Here is a 19,420-nt window from a genome sequence, read left to right as displayed (position 1 = left end):
GGTGGGCCAACGCGGATTTGAACCGCGGACCTCCCGGTTATCAGCCGAGCGCTCAACCTGACTGAGCTATTGGCCCAGGTGAGCGCATTCAGTCGTTGCGCGCTGGTTTGTTTAAGGGTTTCCTTTCCCGCTCAGCACCGCGCCGTCACCGGTTATCGTCGTTCACCGTGCCGCCGTCGACGTCGACGTAGTCGCCGCTGGAACTCGACCCCGACCCTGTCCCTGGCCCCGTGAACTCCTCCTGCGGGAACCCAGCCGTCCAGACGTTGCCGGAGACGAAGCCGTCCATCCGCTTGTCGAGGTACGGCTGGACGACGAGGCGTTTGAGCGCCTCTCTGATGGGGTAGCGCGTCACCGGGACGGCCAGGAGGAACCCGATAGTGTCGGTGACGAGCCCCGGCGTGAGCAGGAACGCACCGGCCGCGATGAGCAACGCGCCGTCGAGGAGTTCGTTGGTCGGGAGGTCACCCGTCTGGACCTTCCGCTGGAGCGTCCGGAGGGTGTGTCGCCCCTCGGCACGGACCAGGAGCATCCCGACGAGGCCCGTCAGGACGACGAGCGCGACGGTGGCTTTCCACCCGATGAAGTCCGAGACGACCACCAGCAACAGCGCGTCCGCCAGCGGGATGAGGAGCAGGGACGCGATGAGCCAGCGCGTTCGTGGCATGCTCCGAGTTTGCTGGCGGGGACGCATAGCCTTTCTGCACTGGGTACGGCTACAGCGGGTCGCCCGGGAGGTCGAACGGCGCCGGTCGCGTGCCGTCGACGTCGGTGAAGCCGTACGCGCGGGCGAGGTCACCGACGCGGAAGACGCCGCCCGACCGGTCCGCGACACCGTCGTCGAGAACGAGCGCGACCACCGCCCGGCCGGTGTACAGTGGCGACTCCGTCCCCGCGAGCACCTCCTCGTCCTCGTCGACGGCGTCGAGGACGCGCTCCGTGCGCGTGAACCCCGGCTGGACGGCGACTGCGGAGACCGGCGTGTCGCGGAGTTCGTGCGCCATCGTCTTCGTGAGCCGTTCGGTGGCGGTCTTCGAGACGTCGTACGGGACGCTTCCACGGAACCGTCCGCCGTGTCCGGAGGAGACGGTGACGACGAGGCCGCCGTCCGCGTCGAGCAGTCGGGGGACGGCGAGCCGAGAGGCGGTGAAGTGAGCGCGGACACCGGCGTCGAACATGCGGTCCCAGGTCTCGATCGGCTGCTCCCAGAACGGGCCGTCGAACGACTCGCCGTAGCCCTCGTAGCCACCCCAGACGTTGTTGACGAGGAGACCGAGTCCGCCCCCCGACCCGTGGTCGTGGTCGTGGTCCCGGTCCATGCGTTCGAACAGCGCCTCGACCTGTCGGTCGTCGGTGTGGTCACACTGGACGGCGATGCCGCGGCCACCGCGTTCCGTGACCGAGCCGGCAGTCTCGTCGACAGTCCCGGGGAGGTCGTCGGTACGGTCGGCGCCGACACTACGACCGGTGACGTACACCGTCGCGCCCGCGTCGCCGAGTGCGAGGGCGATACCGCGACCGATTCCGCGGGACGCGCCGGTGACGAGCGCGGTAGTGTTCGAGAGCGAGGACATACAGGACCGTCGAGAGGGGTGGCCGAGAGCCTTCCGACTCGCGGGGGAATCCCGAGGGGCTTTACCCCTCCGTCACCCAGCCGCGAGCATGAACGACGAGGGCAGGGACGCGCCGTCGGTCGGCGTCGACTGGCGCGACTGGGGCGAAGAGAGCTTCGCGGAGGCGCGCGAGCGCGACGTGCCCGTGCTCCTCTCGTTGACCGCGACGTGGTGTAGCGCCTGCCACGAGATGGACCGCGAGACGTACGCGGCACCGCGCGTCGCCGCCGTCATCAGAGACAGCTACGTCCCGGTGCGCGTCGACGTCGACCGTCACCCCCGGGTGAGAGAGCGGTACAACATGGGCAGCTTCCCGTCGACGGTGTTCTGCACCCCCGACGGGAAGGTGCTCACGGGGACGACGTACCTCGGTCCCGACGGCATGAAGCAGGTCCTCGACCGGATGCGCGAGACGTGGGTCGAACGCGGTGAGGCGGCCGGGAGCGTCCCGCGAGCACTGGCCGGCGACCCCACGCCCGCGGGCGAGGTGACGACGACCATCGAGGAACACCTCGCCGGTCAACTGGAAGTACAGTACGACTCCGACTTCGGCGGGTGGGGCCGGGAGGCGAAGTTCCCCATGCCCCGCACCGTCGAGTTCGCGTTCAAGCGGGCGCGCCACCAGGCGCTGTCGACGCTCGACGTCGCCGAGCGGAACCTGTTCGACGACGTCGACGGCGGCTTCTTCCGCTACGCGACGACGCGCGACTGGAGCGACGTCGAGCGCGAGAAGCTGCTCGCGACGAACGCGGCGCTCGTCCGCGCGTACGCGAACGGCTACCTCTACACCGGCGACGACACCTACCGGGAGACGGCGGCGGCGACTGTCGACTTCCTGACCGACGACCTCTGGACGGGACAGGCCGTCGGTGGGAGTCTCGGCCCGGCGGAGGAGTCGGACTACTACGACCTCCCGGCCGAGGAGCGCGCCGACGCCGCCCCACCGCGCCGCGATTTGACCGTCTACGCCGGCGACAACGGCCTCGCGGCGGAGGCGTTCCTCACGCTCGCCGCGTACACGGACGACGAGGACGCACGCGACGCCGCCGAGCGGATTCTCGACCACCTCGACCAGGAACTCGTCGACGACGGCGTCGTCCTCCGCTACCGCGACGGCGACGAGACGGGCGAGCGCGGACTCCTCTCCGAGCACGCACGGGTCGCGGCCGCCTTCTGTCGGGCCGAACAGGTGCTCGGCGAGGGCGTCGACACCGCACGGGCCGTCGTCGACCACGCCATCGAGACGCTCCACGACGAGGGGTCGTTCCGCGACGGCCCCGCGACGGGGGCCGGTCTCGTCGACCGGCCGCTCCGTCCCATCGACGACAACGTCGAACTCGCGGAGGTCTGTCTGGACCTCGCGGCACTCACCGGCGACGAACGGTACAGAGACGTGGCGCACGACACCGTCGCGGCGTTCGCCGGGGCCCGGGACCGCATCGGCATCCAGGTGGCCGGCTACGGGGCCGTCGCGGCGCGTCTCTGTCGGCCCGACCTGGTCATCGACGTCCCTCGCGGGAGCGACCTCCACCGGGCGGCACACCGGGTCGCCGACCACGAGAAGGTCGTCGTCCCCGGCGACGGCGACGACGCGACGGTCCACGTCGGTGACGACGCCCGGACGGCGACAACCCCGGACGAGTTGATGTCGGCGGTGTCGGCGCTCCAGTAGTCGGGAGGAGCGCCACACTCAGGCGCTGACTCCAACGTTCGGGGCCGGGAGTCGATGAACCGGCGACGCGTTTTTACTCGGTGAACGACGTGTGCGAACATGGCGACACTGCGCGACCTCGGGCTGTCCGAGTACGAGGCGCGGTCGTACAGGGCCCTGCTCCGTCTCGGTCCGGCGACGGCGAAGGAACTCTCGCGGGCGAGCGACGTCCCGATGGGACGGGTGTACGACGTCCTCAACGGACTCGAACAGCTCGGGCTCGTCCGGAGTCAGGCGTCGAGTCGACCGAAGAAGTACGTGGGCGTCGAGCCCGAGACGGGACTCGAACGTCTCCTCAACGACAAGAAGACGGAACTGGAGCGGAAAGCACGACAGTACGAGTCTATCGTCTCCGAACTGTCGACCGAACTCGACGCACACCGGCCGACCGACGAGCAGTTCTGGACGGCTGCCGTCGGGCCCGAGGACAGCGCGGAGTTGCTCGTGGAGCGACTGGCGGCCGCCGACCAGCGACTCGTGATGGTCATCGGGACGCCCTCGCCGCAGTTCGACATCGGTCGGGTGAGCCAGCAGGTCGTCGACCGCCTCGACGAGGCGCTCGACCGCGGTGTCGAGGTGTCGCTGCTCCTCTCGCCGGACCTCGTCGACTTCGTCCCGGAGACGGTCTGGGACGACTACCACGGTCGGCTGGTGACGGACGACGCCTTCGAGGCGCGCGTCGACGACGCCGTCTCGGGGTCGTTCCACCTCATCGACGACGTCGAGGTCTGTATCGACGTGCCGAACCCGCTCGACCCGACACAGGCGTTCGCGCTCATCGCCCTCACGGACCCCGAGTTCGCCTCGAACCTGCGGACGACGTTCGACGAGCAGTGGACCGACGCGGAGCCGCTGTCGCTGTGAACGGTCGGAGCCGGCGGGGGAAGCCGAACGAGCGAACGAGCAGCGAGGAGAGACAGAGCGGAGAGAGCCGGAGAGCCCAGAGAGCGGTGCCGTGGCGGAGCGACCCGGGCGAGAGACGGAGCTGGACCCGGCCCGGCCCGGCCCGACCCGACCCGATCCGAGTTACGCGTCGTGTTCCAGTTCCTCGCGGAGCTGTTTCATCGTCAACTCGCGCTCGGCGTGGGCGTTGTGCTGGTGGATGGACTCGTCGTTCGACTGCTTCATGTGGACGACGGCGTCGTCCGGGAGGTGGTCGAACGTGTCGACGGTCTGCTCGGCCATCGACCGCACGCAGTCCTCGACGAACTTCGCGTTGGCGTGGGCGTGGTAGGTCATGTGGTCCTCGTCGGGGCGCTTCGCGAGGTTGTAGATACGTGCGCTCATCGAGTCGCGGGCGATGTCGACGACGTCGATGAGGTCGACGTCGGGCGACCCGTTACTCGTCACGGTGAGCGTGGCGTGGCCGCGCTGTGAGTGACCGGGCTGGGGGACCGCGTCGAGGAACTCCTCCGTCGTCTCCTCGTCGACGCCCAGGTCGAGCAGAGTGTCCCGGGCGCGGGAGGCGGACATCCCCTGCGAGCAGGGACAGACCGTCATCCCCACGACGCGGGCGCCGATTTCCTCGCGGGTGCCCTCCGCTGTCGCCACCGCCGAGGCGATGATGTCGACGCTCGACTGCGTCGCGAGGCCGCTCTCGGGCGTGTCCTCCTTGAGGATGAGTTCCGCCTCCATGCGGACCTCCGCGGTGGAGGTGTAGTCGTGCTTGGCGAGGAGCCGTTCGGCGGCGTCGCCGCAGACGTCCTCGACTCGGTAGGCGGGTTCGGAGACGGCGTCCTCGAGAATCTCGTCGATGACCTGCATGTTCCGGCTCATGTCGATGCCCTTGCGCCCCCCAGGGAGGTCGACGAACACCTCGAACTCCGCCATCAGGACGAGCGGCCGCTTCCCGTTGCGGGCGATTTTCACGAGCTTCTCGACGCCGGTCACGCCGACCTGGCTCAGCCCCACGGTGACGTCGGGCCGCGCTGCCTGTACGTCAGGTAGTTGGTGACTCATTACCGGAGTCAAGGACCGGGTTCGATTATGACTTTCGATGAGTCGAACCGCCGTCGTCTGCCACAATATATCACTGTACCGATAGCATTTTGTCGGGTCGTCGTGGAGTCGCGTGTGCATGTCCCTCCAACTCGGTCCCGCCCTGAGACGCGGGGCCGGCCACCTGCTGAGTCGGGCCGGCCTCGCGGTCCTCGCCGCGTACACGGTAGTGATGCTCGTCTACCAGTTGAGTTTCAACACCCTGCTCCGGTCGCTTGTCACCGGTCTGTTGCCGCCGGGTGCGCCGGCGGGGACTGTCCCGAACCTCGTCACGCTCCCAGTCCCCGACGCCGTCGCGGGCGTACTGGTCGTCGTCGCGCTGCTCGCCGCGGCCACCGTCACCGTCGTCGCCGTCCGCACGTTCGTCGCCGGCGAACGCGAGCGGGTCCCCCGGCGGTTCCTGACCGACCGGATGGTGTTCGCCGTGGCGAACGTCGCCGTCGGCGGAATCGCGTTCGGTCTCGTCGTCTTCCTCGGGACGCTCCTGCTCGTCGTCCCGGGAGTCGTCGCCTACGTCGGCCTCCTGTTCATGCTGCAGTACGTCGCCGCCGAGGACGAGAACTTCGTCACGGCGATGCGCCGGAGCTGGCGGCTGACGAAGGGGAACCGAATCCGCTTGTTCCTCCTCGTTCTCGTCCTTCTAGGAGTCGTGTTCGTCGTGACGTTCCTCGTGAACGTCGTGCTCGGGACGGCGCTCGGCGTCGCCTTCGGCGCGGGGACGAGCGGCCTCGTCAGTCTCGCCGTCGGGACGGTGAACGTCGTCTCGACGCTGTACCTGCTGGCCGTCCTCTCCGACGCGTTCGTCCAGCTGCGCGACGGGCCCGGTCCGGAGTCACGGGGAACACGGCCACCGACGGGCACGCTGGGCGCCTGAGCAGTCTGCTCAGGGCCAGTCGTCGCGGCCGTCATCCTCGAACGGGTCGTCTTCCGGGTCCTCGCCGCCGAGCGGCCAGTCGGCGGCCTCGGCGGCCTGTTCGACCGGGAGGTACTCCCAGTCGGTCTCCTCGGCGGCCGCGCGGTCCTCCTCCGTGGTGCCGACGTAGACGTGGCGGTCGGTGTCGAACTGTCGTTTGACGTTCTCGAGGCTCTCGACCACGCCGCGGGGACCGGAGAAGAAGTCCTGTCTGATGCGGTGTTTCCGGGTGTAGTTCGTCACGACGTACGTCGGCTGTTCGCTTACGACGCCGACGTACTTGGTCCACTGGCGAGCGTCCGAGAACGCCGCCGTCGGGTCAGAGAGCGCTTTGAGCGCCGCTAACTCGAAGGCGAGCGTCATCGTGCCGCTCGAATCACCGCCGTCCATACTCACTGAAGCGGGGCGTGGCGAAAAACGGCTTCGCTTCCGGACAGGGAGTCCGCCCTGTCGGCTGTCCGTCAGTGGACGACGCCACCACCCCGGTGGGGCGGGTTCTCGAAGGGACCGCCGACGGCGTCACTCGACGCGGTAGTAGTCGGTGAAGACGACGACGTCGACCGTCGCGAGGGACGGGGCAGAGACGGGAGACGACCGCCCCTCGGCAGCGGCGACGACGACCCGCTTCGCTCGGGAGGTGAGCTGGTCGAAGTGGCGAACCTCGTCGCTCGCGTTCACCTTCGAAGTCGGAACGAGGGTGACCGACCCGTCGAGCGTCGGTCCGGCAGATCGTGACATGTGTTATCGTAACACACAACGACGCATAAGCGTTGTCCCGAAAACGACAGTCGGTCGACACCGCGAGGGCGTCGGGAGAACTGACCGGGCGCCGGAGAGGAGAGAGACCGGGGAGTCCGGGCGGGAGGGGCGGCCGAGCGCGGCGTGTCGTCGGCGTTACTGCTGGGCCGGCGCCACCTTGTCGAGGTCGACGCGCTTCTCCAGGAGGACGTCCTTCTGGTCGGAGACGACGCGTTCCTCGCGCATCAGCTTCTTGTACGCCGACTGCGCGGAGAGGTCGCCGACGAGGACGCCGCCGATGATCTTGCCGTCTTTGAACGTGATGCGCCGCCAGGTGTTGTCCTCGTACTTGCGCTCCGCCTCGTCGTCGCCGAGCGTCGGGTGGCCGAACGAGAGGAACGGGAAGTCGAAGTGGGTGATGGAGTACGACGAGACCCAGCGGAACTCCTCGGAGCCGTAGTCGATCATGTTCTTCGCGGCGATGGTGCCCTGCTCCTTCGCCGACCCCCACGCGCCGTTCTGGGTCTGCTCGCCGAGGATGACGTCGTGGAACTGCGTGATGTCGCCGGCGGCGTAGATGTCGTCGTCGTTCGTCCGCATGTACTCGTCGACGACGATGCCGTCGTCGCACTCGACGTCGGTGTCTTGGAGGAGTTCAACGTTGAAGTCGAGACCGATGGCGATGCCGACGAAGTCCGACTCGTAGGTGTCGCCGTTGGGGTCGACGGTGGCGACGACGCGGCCGTCGTCGTCGGTCTCGAAGTGGTCGACGCCGGAGCCGAAGACGGGCTTCACGCCGCGCTCTTCGAGGGCGTCGTGGATGATTTCGGCACCGTCGGGCGACAGCGCGTAGCGCCACCAGCACTCGCCGCGCATCAGGTAGTGCGCGTCGATGCCCTGTGCGGCACAGATGGCGGCGAGGTCGATTCCCAGAAGCCCCGCACCGACGACGACGCCGGTGTCGGACTGCTCTGCGTGCTCACGGATGGCGCGGGCGTCCTGGAACGTCCAGAAGTGGTGGATGCCGTCGGCGTCGGAGTTCTCGACGGGTAACTGGGTCGGCGTGCCGCCGGTGGCGACGAGGAGTTTGTCGTACTCGATCTCCTCGCCCTCGTGGGTCGAGAGGGTGTGGGCGTCGGGGTCGACGTTCGTCACGACCGTGTTCAGCCGGAGGTCGATGTCGCGGTCCTCGTACCACGAGTCCGAGTGGATGGAGATGGGGGCCTCGGGGAGTTTGCCTTTCGCGAACTCCTTGATGAGGATCCGGTTGTACAGGGCCTCGCCCTCGTCTGTGATGACGGTGACATCGGCGTCTGGCGCCTCCTCACGGAGCGTCTCGGCCGCGGACGACCCCGCGATGCCGTCGCCGATGATCACATACGACTGGGTCATATCCGAGACGTTGTAGTTCGGGGTTAATGTGGATTGCTATCCACGCATCATCCACGAGAATCGGTCAGAGGCCGCCGAGCGTGTCCCTCTGCGCCGGGACGCTCTGACGGTCGCCTCTTCGACAGGCCCGGCCGCGTCGGTGAGTTCGGACCGCACCGAATCCGGGGACGGGTCGGCTGCCGACCCCGATGCCGCAACCCTTACCCGAGTTCGCTCCAACGTCTGAGCGAGATGAAAATACGCCAGAACCTCCGGCACTGGGCGGCGAAGAAGGCCCTCACCACCCCCGTCGTCGGCGACATCGCCCGCGACAAACTCGTCGACCTCCACGTCGACGTCTTCGGCCGGAAGGCCGACGAGGGCCGCCGCGAGGAGCGGGAGGACCACATGGCCGCGTTCTTCTACTGCACCTTCGACACCTACGTCGCCGCGCTCGACGCGGGGTTCACCGAGGCCGAGGCGCGCGAGGTGACCCACGTCCAGGCCAACTTCGACTTCTACAACCACGGCTGGACCGAGATGATGGAGTTCCCCGTCGACGAACTCGAGGCGCACTACGAGCGCTACGAGGCGTTCTTCGAGGAGTGGAACATCACCATCGACGACCCGCTCGGCGACTTCCGGACTCGGACCGTCCCGAGCGCACCGTCGACTCCCGAGAAGCTCGACGCACCCAAACACCCCCACGCGGAGGGGGGCTTCGCGGACGACGTCTACGTCGAGGACGAGGAAGGGAACCTCCACGTCGGCGACGCCATCGATCCCGACGACGAGGAGGTCGACGTCACCGCCGCCCCCGGGATGCAGGACGTCGACGAGGAGAAGACCGCCTGAAACCGGGTCGGCTCCGGTCGTCGTTCGTCACTCACGTCCCGGCCGTCGCTCGTCGGTCCCGACTCTCGTTCTACCGGTCGCGGTCCGAGTCACCGGGAGACTCGTCGCCGTCGGTCGCCTCCTCGACGGCGACGGTCTGAGGTGACGTTCGATTGAGTTCGTCCGACCCGTTCCGTCCCCGGCGTTCTCCACGGGCCCCGAGGTTCACCGGGAGTTTCTGTCGGACCTCGTCGGCGAGCGACTCGACCCGCCGGCGCACAGTCTTGACCTCTTCCTCGAACGTCTCGACGCTCCGTTCGACGTAGTGGACGCGGGTGTGTGGGACCCGCCGAACCAGGTCGTTCCCCTCGTCGTCTGTCCCCGACGCGAACGCCCAGTGGTCCTGTACGTAGACGATCTGTTCGTTCGAGACAGTCTCCTCGACGCGCCCCTCCTCGGGGTGGTCGTAGACGATGGTCGCCTGGCCCGTCTCCCGGTCGATTTCGAGGTCGGTGTCGTGTCGGTCGTCGGTCTCCGCTCGGTCGTGGTCGTCACCGTGTTCGCTCATGCAGACGCCCTAACGGCCCGACACTTGTCAATTATGTGTCAGAATTGCCGGACAGTCACCGTCGCGTGACCGTCGTGGACGCGGCGGGACGCGTCCTCGCTCACGAACCGGGCGGCGTCGTCTCGCCGACGTGACCGCCCGTGCGCGTCGGCTCCCCGCCGTCTGCCGCTCGCTCGGCGATGCGGTCGGCACACTCGAAGCCGGCGACGATGCCCCCGTTCAGCGACCGTTCTGGATACTGCGCGCGGGAAGCCATCCCCGCGTAGTAGAGGCCGTCGGCCACCTCGCTCAGGTCGTACGGGACGACCTTCTCCAGATAGCCCCGCTCGTACACCGGCGCGGCACGGGGGTTGCGCGCGAGGCGGAACTGGGTCACCGACTCGCGGGAGAAGTCGGGGAACATCTCTTCGACGTGGGAGAGCCACTGTTCTTCGACTTCTTCGTCCGACGCCTGCCACAGCTGCTCGTCGTACGACTGGATGTAGCTGGCGACGTAGAGGATGTGCTGTCCGCCGTACCGTTCGGGCGGCACGAAGTTGGTGTGTTCGATGAGCGCCCCGAACGGCGCGTCGTGGGCGATGTTCAGCCAGTAGGTGTCCGTGAGCGGCCGGTCCATCGTGACGACGGCACAGACGGCGCCCTGGAAGTCGATGTCACACTCGTAGCCACAGAGCGCTTCGAGGACGTTCGGCATCGCCGCGACGACGACGCTGTCGGTGTCGTGCGTCTCCGTCCCCTCGTCGGTTTCGACGGTCAGCGTCGAGACGGACCCGTCGTCGACAGCGAGGTCGGTCACGCGCGCACCGGTGGTGACGTTCTCCCGACCGACCGCGTCGACGAGCGCGTCGATGAAGGGCGCGAAGCCGCCGTCGAAGTAGCCGAGAATCTCGCCGCGGAGCAGATCGCGCTCGCCGCGGAACTTGATCCGCCCGAGCAGCCACGCGGCGCTCACGTCGTCCTTCCGGGAGCCGAACTTCGCGTCGAGCAGCGGTTCGAAGAAGTTCTCGTAGACACCCTCGGTGGCGTGGTCGACGATGAACTCCCGGAGGGGGACGTCCTCGTACGCTTCGAGCGACTCGTAGGAGTCGAACCGCGGCGGGAACTCGCGGAGGTCGACGCCGAGCGTGAGCATCCCGAGCCGGAACTTGTCGTACAGCGACAGGTGAGGGTAGGCGAGAATCTCCCAGGGAGTGTCGAGCGGGTGGACGACGCCGTCGACGTAGTAGGCGTTCTCGCCGACGAGCCACTCGAGACGGTCACCGACGCCCAGTTCGTGGGCGAGTTCCACGATGGTCTCCTCGGACTTCGAGAGGTGGTGGTAGAACTGCTCGATGCGGTCACCAGCGGTCCCGTACGTCGCGGCGAGTCCTCCGAGCGCGTCGGAGGCCTCGAAGACGTGGACGTCGTGGCCCTGCTGTTGCAGGCGGTAGGCGGCGGCGAGGCCCGCGATGCCCCCACCGACGACGTGTTTCATTGCCCGCGCTTCGAGGTAGAACTGTTAGGCCCTTGTGGTTCGTGGACGGCTCACCCGTCGGCGGTCCGTCCGTCTCGAGAGGCCGCGAGACGGCCGCAGTCGGCCGTTATCACGACCGTCGGTGACACTGTCGCTTCGCTACCTTTTTACTCGCCGTTCGTAAAACTCGGGGCATGCTGTCGGTCAGGGCACCCGCGACGAGCGCGAACCTCGGGAGTGGCTTCGACGTGTTCGGCGTCGCCCTCGACCGGCCCGCGGACCTCGTTCGGGTCGAGAAGTCCGACGAGACGTCCATCGAGGTGACCGGCGTCGGGTCGACGTACATCCCGACCGACCCCGACGGCAACACCGTCGGGGCCGTCGCCGAAGCGCTCGACGCGCCGGCGCACATCCACATCAACAAGGGCGTCCGTCCCTCGTCGGGGCTGGGGTCGTCGGCGGCATCGGCGGCCGCGGCCGCCCTCGCGCTGAACGAACTGTACGACCGGGGGCTCTCGCGGGAGGAACTGGTCCCCGTCGCGGCCAAGGGCGAGGCGGTGGTCTCGGGCGAACCCCACGCCGACAACGTCGCCCCGTCGCTCCTGGGCGGGTTCACCATCGCGTCCGGGGGCGGCATCACCTCCGTCGACGCCGACATCCCGCTCGTGGCGTGTCTCCCCGAAATCGCCGTCTCGACCCGCGACGCGCGGCGGGTCGTCCCCTCGACGGCCGAGATGACGGACCTCGTCGACACCGTGGGCCACGCGGCGACCCTCACCGTCGGGATGTGCCGGTCGGACCCCGAACTCGTCGGCGAGGGGATGACCGACGAAATCGTCACCCCCGCCCGGGCGGGACTCATCTCCGGGTACACGCAGGTCCGCACCGCCGCCTTCGACGCCGGCGCGACCGGCGTCACCGTCTCCGGGGCCGGCCCCTCAGTCATCGCCGCCTGTTACGACGAGGACCGCCGGGCGGTAGCGGGGGCGATGGTCGACGCGTTCAGCGACGTGGGCGTCGACGCCCGCGCCTACCAGACACGTATCGGTCGCGGAGCCGAAGTGCTGGAGCAGTAGTCGGTAGCGTGTGGAAACCGCAGACGAAGTCGCTTCGGCGGGGCGCGGCCGCCGAGGACGAGCGACCGGTCGGGGAGAGACGAGTCGGCCACCGGAGTCACCAGTCCCGTCGACGACTCCAGCGCACGCACTACGGAGCACGTTCGGGGCCTCACGTCCCAACCATTATTGCCGACAAACCACAACGCTGGGCGTGCGGGGTGGCTCATCATGCCCATCGCACCGCACTACCCGTCGGACGAACCTGCGGACGACGAAGAGAAGCCGGACTTCGGCGAAATCGTCGACCGCATCCTCAACGGCGGTGACGACCCGACCCCGGTCGTCTCCGCGCCAGGCGCATAGCTCGCGAACTGCGCCGGCACCGTCTCTCCGACGTCTCTCGTTTTTTTACGGCCGGTCCCACTCGTAGAACCACCAGGCGATACCGAGGAGCATGAGGCCGATGCCCAGGGTCGACGTCGCCGGTTCGGGAATGACGAACAGAACGAACCCGACGACGATGAGTGCGGTCGGTTCGAGTTCGTCCCAGTACTCAGCGAGTGACAGTCCCATACGGGAGGAGGGTTCGGCTGGGCGGCTAATGTGTCTTGTCACTCCGTCCAGGGGTTCGGTGCTGTCAAGTGTGAGACGGCTGTATGGAGGTTGTGATGCCGACGAACCGGCGGGGTGACACCACGACGTCAGGGCGACGAACGGAACGACCACACGCGAGCGTGATCGCAGGGACCGACCCCGCCGAGCTAGCGTCGAAGGCCCGCGTATGAAGGTCGCGGTGTACGGCCCCGGTGGCGTCGGGGCGTACGTCGGCGCACGACTCGCACAGGCTGGCGTCGACGTCCACCTGATCGGCCGCGGCGACCACCTCCGGGCCCTGCAGGAGAACGGACTCGAACTCCGGAGCGTCGCAGGCGACGCCCACGTCGAGCTGGCAGCCACGGGCGACCCCGAGGACGTGGGAGTCTGCGACTTCGTATTCTGCTGTGTGAAGTCGTTCGACACGGCCGACGTCGCTGTACGCCTCGGCCCGTTACTCGGCGACGACGGTGCGGTCGTCTCGCTCCAGAACGGCGTCGGAAACGAGGAGATACTCGCCCAGGAAGTGGGGCGAGAGCGCGTGCTAGGCGGCGTGGCGTACATCTTCTCGACCATCGGCGCGCCGGGCGTCGTCGAACACACCGGGGGTCCCACGAAGATCGTCTTCGGAGAACTCGACGGCCGTCGCAGCGACCGCGCCGAACGACTCCTCGACGCCTGTGAAGAGGCCCCCGAACTCGCAGTCGAACTCTCCGAGACGATCGAGACCGACATCTGGGAGAAGGCGGCGTTCATCTGCGCGCAGGCCGGACTGACGACGGCGGTTCGACTCCCACTCGGCGAGGTCAGGGAGGTAGAGGAGTCCTGGACCATGTACCGCCGCGTGATCGAAGAGGTCTGCGCGGTCGCCGACGCGCGGGGCGTCGGTATGCCCGAGGACACGGTCGACCGGTGGATGGAGTTCGCCGAGGGGATAGAGGAGGACGCGTACTCGTCGCTCCACTACGATCTGACGCACGACAAGCGGATGGAACTGGAGGGGCTACACGGTGCGGTGGTGCGGGCCGGCGACGAGGAAGGCGTAGACGTGCCGATGACGGAGGCGGTGTATTCGATCCTCAGACCGTGGGCGGTGCGGAACGAACGGCTTGCGGGAGAGCGAGAGTGAATCCGGGTCAGGAAACGTCGAACGCGTCCTGCCAGTCGAGGACGGCGAGGCTGCTGACGTACTCCTCGTCGAGGAGCGTGGCCGTCTTCCGGACGACGCGCTCGAGGAACTGGCGGTCGTCGCTGCCGACCGTCCGAACGCCCGTGACGATCCGCTCGAAGTACTCGTCTCCGTCGAGGTCGAGGACGTCCGTCGTTTTCCAGCGGTGGTGGACCGCGAGCGCCGCGACGTGGGCGACGAGTTCGACCTGTGCGTCGCGGTCGCCGAACGGAGAGTCGTCGGTGCGGACAGTCCGGGCGAGCACGTCGCCGACGAGCCACGGGAGCCAGGCCGGGTCGCGGTCGTCGTCGACCGCGATTTCACGGGCGCAGGTGAGGTAGCGGGGTGCCGTGTGGGCCTCGCCGACCGAAATCGAACGGTCGAGCAGTCGGTTGACCCTCGAACCGGCGTGGTCGGGAGAAGTGCCGGTAGCCACGTCGCGAACAGTTCGAGGGGACACGTCGCCCGAATCGCCGTTCGGAAACACGGGAGAAAGACCGATACGCGCTATACACCGCGGCCCTGCAGTTTCTCCTCTTCGGGCATGTCGACGTTCGACTCACCCTTCATGCCCTTGCCGATGTTCGTCGAAATCTCCGCGAGCGCCTCGGGGTCGTCCCAGTTGTTGACCGCCTCGACCACGGCGCGACCCATCGCCTCGGGGTTCTCCGCGCCGAAGATGCCGGACCCGACGAAGATGCCGTCACACTCGTGGTACATCATGAGCGCCGCGTCGGCGGGCGTCGCGATGCCGCCGGCGGCGAAGTTCACGACTGGGAGCCGTCCCATCTCGGCCGTCTCGTGGACGAGGTCGGCGGGCGCCTCGTGTTCGCGGGCCCACTTCTCGCGCTCGTCGTACTGCAGCCCCACGACGGAACGGATCTGGTGTTTGATAGTCCGCTGGTGAGTGACCGCCTGGTTGACGTCACCGGTGCCGGCTTCACCCTTCGTGCGAATCATCGCCGCACCCTCGTCGATGCGGCGGAGGGCCTCGGGGAGGTCACGGGCCCCACAGACGAACGGTGCGGTGAAGTCGCGCTTGTCGATGTGGTACTCGTTGTCCGCCGGCGTCAGAACCTCGCTCTCGTCGACCATGTCGACGCCGAGCGCCTCGAGGATCTGTGCCTCGGTGTAGTGGCCGATGCGGGCCTTCCCCATCACCGGAATGGAGACGGCGTCGATGATCTCGGCCACCTTCTCCGGGTCCGGCATGCGCGAGACCCCGCCGCGCTTGCGGATGTCGGCAGGGACAGCCTCCAGCGCCATGACCGCGACGGCACCGGCCTCCTCGGCGATGCGGGCCTGTTCGGCGTTCACCACGTCCATGATGACGCCCCCCTTCTGCATCTGCGCGAACCCGCGCTTGACCAGGTCGGTCCCGCGTCGAAGCTCCTTCAGATCGGTCTCTTCAGCCATGTCCGACCCTTGGACCGGACGCACTTAAGCCGTGCTTTCGGCCTCACCGGTCGGGTGAGACAGCCGGAACGTGAGTCGGCGTGGGCGGCCGGTCGTTTATATAGTAGCGGGCGGCCACTGTGCGCCGTGACGTGACGAGAACCGGTGGACGCCTCGCGGCGTGACGGCACCCCGTCCACCGGCCCGGACACAGCCACCGGCGTGCCGTCCGTTCGCCCTACCCCGGGAGGAGAGTCAGACGGCACGGCTCTCGCACGGGACCGCCACCGCTTTGTCACCCCCCTCCCTCCGATGCGACATGGCCACGGCTCGACGTCGCCTCGCCGAACTGTTCGACGGCGACGGCCTCCCCGCCCCGGCGGACCTCCCCCGATGGCTCGCCCCGCTCCCCCGGAGCGTGGAGAATCTCGGACTCAACCTCGTCCCCCTCGTCGTCCTCACCAACCTCGTCGGGACGGCGTTCGGCTTCTGGTACTACCGCTTCCAGTTCTCCATCGAACCGGTGGTGATGTGGCCGTTCGTCCCCGACTCGCCCGTTGCGACGCTGTTCATCGCCCTCGCGTTCGGCGCGTGGTACCTCGGCCGGACGAACGAGTACCTCAACGCCCTGGCCTTCTTCGGCTGTCTCAAACTCGGCGCGTGGACGCCGTACGTCCTCCTCGTCTTCATGGACGACTTCTCGTACCTCCACCCGGCGATGTACAACTTCCTCTTCTGGAGCCACCTCGCGATGGTCGTCGAGGCGTTCGTCATCTACCGCTTCTCGAACTTCCCGGTGCGGGCCGTGCTCGTCGCCGTCGTCTGGTACGGGTTCAACGACCTCGTCGACTACTTCGTCCCGCTAGTCGGGACGCCACACCACACGCTGGTCCCGGCCGAACCCATCTCGTCGGGCGTGGTCCAGCACGTCTCGCCGGCACACGAACTCGCCGCCGCCGGCGCCGTCGTGTTGACCCTGACGGCGACGTTCCTCGCGCTGTCGACGCGAGTGAAACTGCTCGAAGCCGCGCGATGAGTGGTGGCCGTCGAGACAGCGTCGACCCGCCGCAGTAACCCACCGGTTACCTGACGTTTTAAGCCCGCAGCAGCGGTAGCGGAGGCATGGATTTCTCTCGCGTCGCCGACCTCCCGCTCACCGTCGACTCCGTCGGCTACTACCAGCAGGACCGCGACACCTCCAGCGGCTTCGTCCGGAAATCGACCACGTTCGTCCTCTCGGGCGACAGGAGCGAGGGCCGCGGCGAGGACGTCACGTACGACACTGAAGACCACGACGCCCTGCCCGCCCCCGACTCCGAACCGTTCGGCGACGCGTTCGACCTCGCCGGCGAGTACACGTTCGAGTCGTTCTCCGCTCGACTGGACGAGGTCGACCTCTTCCCGACGAAGGCGCCCGAACGGGAGACCGGACACCACTACCGCCGGTGGGGGCTGGAGTCGGCGGCGCTGGACCTCGCGCTCCGACAGGCCGACGAGAGCCTCGGCGCCGTCCTCGGACGCGAGTACGACCCCGTCCGGTTCGTCGCCTCCACGCGCCTGGGCGAGCCACCGTCGACCGACCGCGTGGACGCGATACTCGACCGGGTCCCGGACGCCGAGTTCAAACTCGACCCCACCGTCGAGTGGACGGCCGCCCTCGTCGAGGAACTCGCGGCGGCCGACGCCGTCCGCATCCTCGACCTCAAGGGCCAGTACGAGGGGACCGAAGTCGACCAGGAACCCGACGCCGACCTCTACCGACTCGTCTTCGAGGGGTTCCCCGACGCCGTCGTCGAGGACCCGGCGCTGGTGCCGGAGACGGACGGAATCGTCGAGGCACACCGGGACCGTCTCTCGTGGGACTACCCCATCACGGGCGTCGCCTCGGTGGAGGCGCTCCCGTACCCGCCGCGGTGGCTGAACGTCAAGCCCTCGCGGTTCGGCACCGTCGAGTCACTGTTCGAGACGCTCGCGTACGCCGCGGAGGAGGGAATCCGGCTGTACGGCGGCGGGCAGTTCGAACTCGACGTGGGCCGGACGCACATCCAGGCGCTCGCGTCGCTGTGCTACCCCGACGGCCCCAACGACGTCGCCCCCGGCGTCTACAACGACCCGGACCTCCCCGACGAGTTGCCGACGAGTCCGCTCGAACCCGGCGAGCCGGTCGGACTCGGGTTCTGAGCGGGGCGCGGGGAACGGTTCGGGCCTGCTCGGGCCTACTCAGGTCCGGTCGGTGTGCGCGCGCACCCACAGTTCGCCGATGCGCGAGAGCCGCGTCCGGTAGGACTTCCCGTGTTCTTCCTGCTCGATGTACCCCTTCCCGCCGGGGCCGAGGCGGTCGACGTTGTAGATGACCTTCGAGCGGAAGGAGTCTGTGTACTCCTCGTCGAGTTCCCGCGCCAGGGCCTCCGCGAGTTCCGACACCGACTCGAAGACGCCGCGTTCGCCGAGTTTGAACAGAATGACCTCCTCGAACGGCTTCACGTTCGAGAAGGAGGCGACCGGCAGTTCGACGATGTGGTTCTCCCCGATGCGTTTGGCCCCGATGGTCGTCCCGCGCTCGTCGAACTCCTCGAGGAGACTCGACGCGGCGTCGAGGCGGGCTTCGAGTCGCTCGCGGTCGGCGTCGACGGTCACCGACTCGCCCGCGCCGTCGGCCGATTCGAGCACCTCCGCGAGGAGGTCCCTGCCCGCGCGCAACTCCTCGGCGAGTTCGGTCTCGAGATACTTCTCGGGCGCCGTGTAGTAGGTGTGAATCCGGTCTCTGTCCTCCTGCCGTTCGACCATGATGGAGTGGGCGGCGGTGGCGAAGGCGAACGAGACGGGGCGAGGCATGGCACTGACGTTCACCCACACCTCCGCGCCGGTGTCGAGTTCGGCGTTGATGAGGTCGTACGCCTGCTCGAATGCCGCGTCGTAGTCGTAGACGTCGTCGACGACGACCCGACTCGTCTCGGCACCGAGGAGGTTCTGGAAGTCCTTCTCGAGTTTCTTCGAGAGGTGACGCGAGTACTCGACGTTTGCCTCCGACCCCACCGCCCCCTCGAGGAGGACGACGCGGTCGACGTCGAACTGGTCCCGGATGAGCGGCGCGATGAGGCGGTCGTAGTCGAACCCCACCGGGACGATGTGCGTCTGCATATGCAGTAGAGTGGGAGGGTGTTCATAAAAACAACCAGACTCCTGCCCGGAGAACCGGAGGCGCCCCCAGGGTGTGGGCCGTGCGAAGCATTGACAATACCCGGCGGTGTACTCAGAGCGACTCATGCCACCCGTCGACGAGCTGAACGTTCTCGTGCCAGTCGATGTCTCGAAGCCGGAGACGCCGCCGCTGGAAGTCGTCGACCTGCTCGGTCCGAGTCGGGTGGTGCTCCTCGGGTACTTCCCGGTCCCCCGGCAGGCCGAGCCGGCCCTCATCAAGGACGAGTACGAGGCCGACGCCGAGGGACGGCTCCGCGAAATCGCCGAGGGGCGACCCGACCTCACGGAGGTCCTCGTGTTCACTCACGACCGCGAGGCCACCATCGACCGCGTCGCCGACCAGTACGACTGCGACGCGGTGCTGTCCACCGGACACGTCGACGAACTCGAGCGCATCCTCGTCCCGCTCCGAGGCGATGCGAACCTCGAACGGATCGTCTCGGTGGTCGCGAGCCTCCTCGACGTGAGCGGCGCGACGGCGACGCTGTTTCACGCCGTCGCCGAGGGTGCAGACCCGAGTCAGGGCGAGTTCCTCCTCCGGGGCGCCATCGACCGGCTGGCCGACTACGGCATCGACGAGGGGCGGGTGGACGGACGACTCGGAGAGGGCGGCGACCCCTCGGCCGAAATCGCCGCACTCGGGAACGAGTACGACCTCGTCGTCCTCGGAGAGACCGAGCCGTCGCTGGTGGACCGCATCATCGGCGACCTGCTGTCCCGAATCGTCGAGAACGTCGACCGTCCGGCACTCATCGTGAGGGACGTCGAATGACCGCACTCCGTGCGACGGACCGCGAGGCACACT

22 protein-coding genes and 1 tRNA gene are annotated in these 19,420 nt (G+C 68.0%); 10 read left to right on the top strand and 13 right to left on the bottom strand.

The features are described from left to right. Positions 1 to 2: 2 nt before the first annotated feature. The 3 genes from ACESK5_RS00890 to ACESK5_RS00880 form a co-directional block, all read right to left on the bottom strand. Positions 3 to 76: transfer RNA gene (locus tag ACESK5_RS00890), tRNA-Ile, on the bottom strand. 69 nt (positions 77 to 145) lie between these two features. Continuing rightward, on the bottom strand, positions 146 to 667 hold the full coding sequence (locus tag ACESK5_RS00885; protein ID WP_372909648.1) for an FxsA family protein: 522 nt from the start codon (positions 665 to 667) through the stop codon (positions 146 to 148). Between the two features lie 49 nt (positions 668 to 716). Beyond that, the gene (locus ACESK5_RS00880) at positions 717 to 1,574 is read right to left on the bottom strand and encodes an SDR family NAD(P)-dependent oxidoreductase (protein WP_372909647.1); all 858 of its coding nucleotides are present in this window, start codon (positions 1,572 to 1,574) and stop codon (positions 717 to 719) included. 88 nt (positions 1,575 to 1,662) lie between these two features. Here ACESK5_RS00880 and ACESK5_RS00875 point away from each other — a divergent pair, with 88 nt between their 5' ends. Then, positions 1,663 to 3,285, top strand: coding sequence for a DUF255 domain-containing protein (locus ACESK5_RS00875; RefSeq protein ID WP_372909646.1), 1,623 nt, complete (start codon positions 1,663 to 1,665; stop codon positions 3,283 to 3,285). Positions 3,286 to 3,384: 99 nt separating this feature from the next. Beyond that, the gene (locus tag ACESK5_RS00870; RefSeq protein ID WP_372909645.1) at positions 3,385 to 4,188 is read left to right on the top strand and encodes a TrmB family transcriptional regulator; all 804 of its coding nucleotides are present in this window, start codon (positions 3,385 to 3,387) and stop codon (positions 4,186 to 4,188) included. A 162-nt stretch (positions 4,189 to 4,350) separates the two neighbouring features. On the opposite strand, the gene mptA is transcribed toward ACESK5_RS00870, so the two are convergent. Then, positions 4,351 to 5,283, bottom strand: coding sequence for a GTP cyclohydrolase MptA (mptA, locus tag ACESK5_RS00865; protein ID WP_372909644.1), 933 nt, complete (start codon positions 5,281 to 5,283; stop codon positions 4,351 to 4,353). Between the two features lie 118 nt (positions 5,284 to 5,401). Here mptA and ACESK5_RS00860 point away from each other — a divergent pair, with 118 nt between their 5' ends. Then, entirely contained in the window at positions 5,402 to 6,196 is a 795-nt protein-coding gene (locus tag ACESK5_RS00860; protein WP_372909643.1) for a glycerophosphoryl diester phosphodiesterase membrane domain-containing protein, read from the top strand. 9 nt (positions 6,197 to 6,205) lie between these two features. Here ACESK5_RS00860 and ACESK5_RS00855 read toward each other — a convergent pair whose 3' ends face one another. From ACESK5_RS00855 to ACESK5_RS00845, 3 genes are all read right to left on the bottom strand, one after another. Continuing rightward, positions 6,206 to 6,625 carry a hypothetical protein gene (locus ACESK5_RS00855; protein WP_372909642.1) on the bottom strand — a complete coding sequence of 140 codons (420 nt, stop codon included), beginning with the start codon at positions 6,623 to 6,625 and terminating at the stop codon, positions 6,206 to 6,208. 129 nt (positions 6,626 to 6,754) lie between these two features. Next, the gene (locus ACESK5_RS00850) at positions 6,755 to 6,973 is read right to left on the bottom strand and encodes a hypothetical protein (protein WP_372909641.1); all 219 of its coding nucleotides are present in this window, start codon (positions 6,971 to 6,973) and stop codon (positions 6,755 to 6,757) included. A gap of 156 nt (positions 6,974 to 7,129) precedes the next feature. Then, positions 7,130 to 8,365, bottom strand: a complete 1,236-nt coding sequence (locus ACESK5_RS00845) for an NAD(P)/FAD-dependent oxidoreductase (RefSeq protein ID WP_372909640.1) — start codon at positions 8,363 to 8,365, stop codon at positions 7,130 to 7,132. Positions 8,366 to 8,596: 231 nt separating this feature from the next. Between ACESK5_RS00845 and ACESK5_RS00840 the strand changes: the two genes are divergently transcribed. Next, positions 8,597 to 9,199, top strand: coding sequence for a DUF6149 family protein (locus tag ACESK5_RS00840; protein WP_372909639.1), 603 nt, complete (start codon positions 8,597 to 8,599; stop codon positions 9,197 to 9,199). 70 nt (positions 9,200 to 9,269) lie between these two features. Here ACESK5_RS00840 and ACESK5_RS00835 read toward each other — a convergent pair whose 3' ends face one another. After that, positions 9,270 to 9,746 (bottom strand): hypothetical protein, encoded by a 477-nt coding sequence (locus ACESK5_RS00835; protein ID WP_372909638.1) that lies wholly within the window; start codon positions 9,744 to 9,746, stop codon positions 9,270 to 9,272. Positions 9,747 to 9,846: 100 nt separating this feature from the next. Then, positions 9,847 to 11,220, bottom strand: coding sequence for an NAD(P)/FAD-dependent oxidoreductase (locus ACESK5_RS00830; RefSeq protein WP_372909637.1), 1,374 nt, complete (start codon positions 11,218 to 11,220; stop codon positions 9,847 to 9,849). Positions 11,221 to 11,393: 173 nt separating this feature from the next. Between ACESK5_RS00830 and ACESK5_RS00825 the strand changes: the two genes are divergently transcribed. Next, positions 11,394 to 12,275 (top strand): homoserine kinase, encoded by an 882-nt coding sequence (locus ACESK5_RS00825; protein ID WP_372909636.1) that lies wholly within the window; start codon positions 11,394 to 11,396, stop codon positions 12,273 to 12,275. Positions 12,276 to 12,485: 210 nt separating this feature from the next. Then, complete coding sequence (locus ACESK5_RS00820) at positions 12,486 to 12,620, top strand: hypothetical protein (protein WP_372909635.1); 135 nt, start codon at positions 12,486 to 12,488, stop codon at positions 12,618 to 12,620. A gap of 45 nt (positions 12,621 to 12,665) precedes the next feature. Here ACESK5_RS00820 and ACESK5_RS00815 read toward each other — a convergent pair whose 3' ends face one another. Next, positions 12,666 to 12,830 (bottom strand): hypothetical protein, encoded by a 165-nt coding sequence (locus ACESK5_RS00815; RefSeq protein ID WP_372909634.1) that lies wholly within the window; start codon positions 12,828 to 12,830, stop codon positions 12,666 to 12,668. Positions 12,831 to 13,038: 208 nt separating this feature from the next. Here ACESK5_RS00815 and ACESK5_RS00810 point away from each other — a divergent pair, with 208 nt between their 5' ends. Next, positions 13,039 to 13,980, top strand: coding sequence for a ketopantoate reductase family protein (locus ACESK5_RS00810; protein WP_372909633.1), 942 nt, complete (start codon positions 13,039 to 13,041; stop codon positions 13,978 to 13,980). Between the two features lie 7 nt (positions 13,981 to 13,987). Here ACESK5_RS00810 and ACESK5_RS00805 read toward each other — a convergent pair whose 3' ends face one another. Together ACESK5_RS00805 and pdxS are read right to left on the bottom strand one after the other, a co-directional pair. After that, complete coding sequence (locus ACESK5_RS00805) at positions 13,988 to 14,455, bottom strand: hypothetical protein (RefSeq protein ID WP_372909632.1); 468 nt, start codon at positions 14,453 to 14,455, stop codon at positions 13,988 to 13,990. Between the two features lie 71 nt (positions 14,456 to 14,526). Then, the gene (gene pdxS / locus ACESK5_RS00800) at positions 14,527 to 15,435 is read right to left on the bottom strand and encodes a pyridoxal 5'-phosphate synthase lyase subunit PdxS (RefSeq protein WP_372909631.1); all 909 of its coding nucleotides are present in this window, start codon (positions 15,433 to 15,435) and stop codon (positions 14,527 to 14,529) included. 298 nt (positions 15,436 to 15,733) lie between these two features. On the opposite strand from pdxS, the gene ACESK5_RS00795 reads away from it, so the two are divergent. Next, on the top strand, positions 15,734 to 16,450 hold the full coding sequence (locus ACESK5_RS00795; protein ID WP_372909630.1) for a DUF1405 domain-containing protein: 717 nt from the start codon (positions 15,734 to 15,736) through the stop codon (positions 16,448 to 16,450). 86 nt (positions 16,451 to 16,536) lie between these two features. Continuing rightward, positions 16,537 to 17,595: a hypothetical protein gene (locus ACESK5_RS00790; RefSeq protein ID WP_372909629.1), complete on the top strand. Its 1,059-nt coding sequence runs from the start codon at positions 16,537 to 16,539 to the stop codon at positions 17,593 to 17,595. A gap of 39 nt (positions 17,596 to 17,634) precedes the next feature. On the opposite strand, the gene ACESK5_RS00785 is transcribed toward ACESK5_RS00790, so the two are convergent. Then, complete coding sequence (locus ACESK5_RS00785) at positions 17,635 to 18,555, bottom strand: DUF6293 family protein (RefSeq protein WP_372909628.1); 921 nt, start codon at positions 18,553 to 18,555, stop codon at positions 17,635 to 17,637. Positions 18,556 to 18,679: 124 nt separating this feature from the next. Here ACESK5_RS00785 and ACESK5_RS00780 point away from each other — a divergent pair, with 124 nt between their 5' ends. Beyond that, positions 18,680 to 19,387, top strand: a complete 708-nt coding sequence (locus ACESK5_RS00780) for a universal stress protein (RefSeq protein WP_372909627.1) — start codon at positions 18,680 to 18,682, stop codon at positions 19,385 to 19,387. The last annotated feature ends 33 nt before the right edge of the window (positions 19,388 to 19,420 follow it).

The sequence above is a fragment of the Salinigranum sp. genome, from assembly GCF_041641895.1.
Classification (GTDB): Archaea; Halobacteriota; Halobacteria; order Halobacteriales; family Haloferacaceae; genus Salinigranum.
The sequence above is the reverse complement of the archived record's forward strand: the minus strand, read 5'-3'. Positions and strand labels throughout refer to the sequence as shown.

Excerpts from the sequence above, each read along its gene's own strand:
- ACESK5_RS00820 (WP_372909635.1), top strand. The coding sequence starts at position 12,486 with ATGCCCATCGCACCGCACTACCCGTCGGACGAACCTGCGGACGACGAA.
- ACESK5_RS00850 (WP_372909641.1), bottom strand. The coding sequence starts at position 6,973 with ATGTCACGATCTGCCGGACCGACGCTCGACGGGTCGGTCACCCTCGTT.
- ACESK5_RS00830 (WP_372909637.1), bottom strand. The coding sequence starts at position 11,220 with ATGAAACACGTCGTCGGTGGGGGCATCGCGGGCCTCGCCGCCGCCTAC.
- ACESK5_RS00825 (WP_372909636.1), top strand. The coding sequence starts at position 11,394 with ATGCTGTCGGTCAGGGCACCCGCGACGAGCGCGAACCTCGGGAGTGGC.
- ACESK5_RS00840 (WP_372909639.1), top strand. The coding sequence starts at position 8,597 with ATGAAAATACGCCAGAACCTCCGGCACTGGGCGGCGAAGAAGGCCCTC.
- ACESK5_RS00845 (WP_372909640.1), bottom strand. The coding sequence starts at position 8,365 with ATGACCCAGTCGTATGTGATCATCGGCGACGGCATCGCGGGGTCGTCC.
- ACESK5_RS00885 (WP_372909648.1), bottom strand. The coding sequence starts at position 667 with ATGCCACGAACGCGCTGGCTCATCGCGTCCCTGCTCCTCATCCCGCTG.
- ACESK5_RS00860 (WP_372909643.1), top strand. The coding sequence starts at position 5,402 with ATGTCCCTCCAACTCGGTCCCGCCCTGAGACGCGGGGCCGGCCACCTG.
- ACESK5_RS00870 (WP_372909645.1), top strand. The coding sequence starts at position 3,385 with ATGGCGACACTGCGCGACCTCGGGCTGTCCGAGTACGAGGCGCGGTCG.
- mptA (WP_372909644.1), bottom strand. The coding sequence starts at position 5,283 with ATGAGTCACCAACTACCTGACGTACAGGCAGCGCGGCCCGACGTCACC.
- pdxS (WP_372909631.1), bottom strand. The coding sequence starts at position 15,435 with ATGGCTGAAGAGACCGATCTGAAGGAGCTTCGACGCGGGACCGACCTG.
- ACESK5_RS00790 (WP_372909629.1), top strand. The coding sequence starts at position 16,537 with ATGGATTTCTCTCGCGTCGCCGACCTCCCGCTCACCGTCGACTCCGTC.
- ACESK5_RS00785 (WP_372909628.1), bottom strand. The coding sequence starts at position 18,555 with ATGCAGACGCACATCGTCCCGGTGGGGTTCGACTACGACCGCCTCATC.
- ACESK5_RS00855 (WP_372909642.1), bottom strand. The coding sequence starts at position 6,625 with ATGGACGGCGGTGATTCGAGCGGCACGATGACGCTCGCCTTCGAGTTA.
- ACESK5_RS00875 (WP_372909646.1), top strand. The coding sequence starts at position 1,663 with ATGAACGACGAGGGCAGGGACGCGCCGTCGGTCGGCGTCGACTGGCGC.
- ACESK5_RS00880 (WP_372909647.1), bottom strand. The coding sequence starts at position 1,574 with ATGTCCTCGCTCTCGAACACTACCGCGCTCGTCACCGGCGCGTCCCGC.
- ACESK5_RS00810 (WP_372909633.1), top strand. The coding sequence starts at position 13,039 with ATGAAGGTCGCGGTGTACGGCCCCGGTGGCGTCGGGGCGTACGTCGGC.
- ACESK5_RS00795 (WP_372909630.1), top strand. The coding sequence starts at position 15,734 with ATGGCCACGGCTCGACGTCGCCTCGCCGAACTGTTCGACGGCGACGGC.
- ACESK5_RS00780 (WP_372909627.1), top strand. The coding sequence starts at position 18,680 with ATGCCACCCGTCGACGAGCTGAACGTTCTCGTGCCAGTCGATGTCTCG.
- ACESK5_RS00815 (WP_372909634.1), bottom strand. The coding sequence starts at position 12,830 with ATGGGACTGTCACTCGCTGAGTACTGGGACGAACTCGAACCGACCGCA.
- ACESK5_RS00835 (WP_372909638.1), bottom strand. The coding sequence starts at position 9,746 with ATGAGCGAACACGGTGACGACCACGACCGAGCGGAGACCGACGACCGA.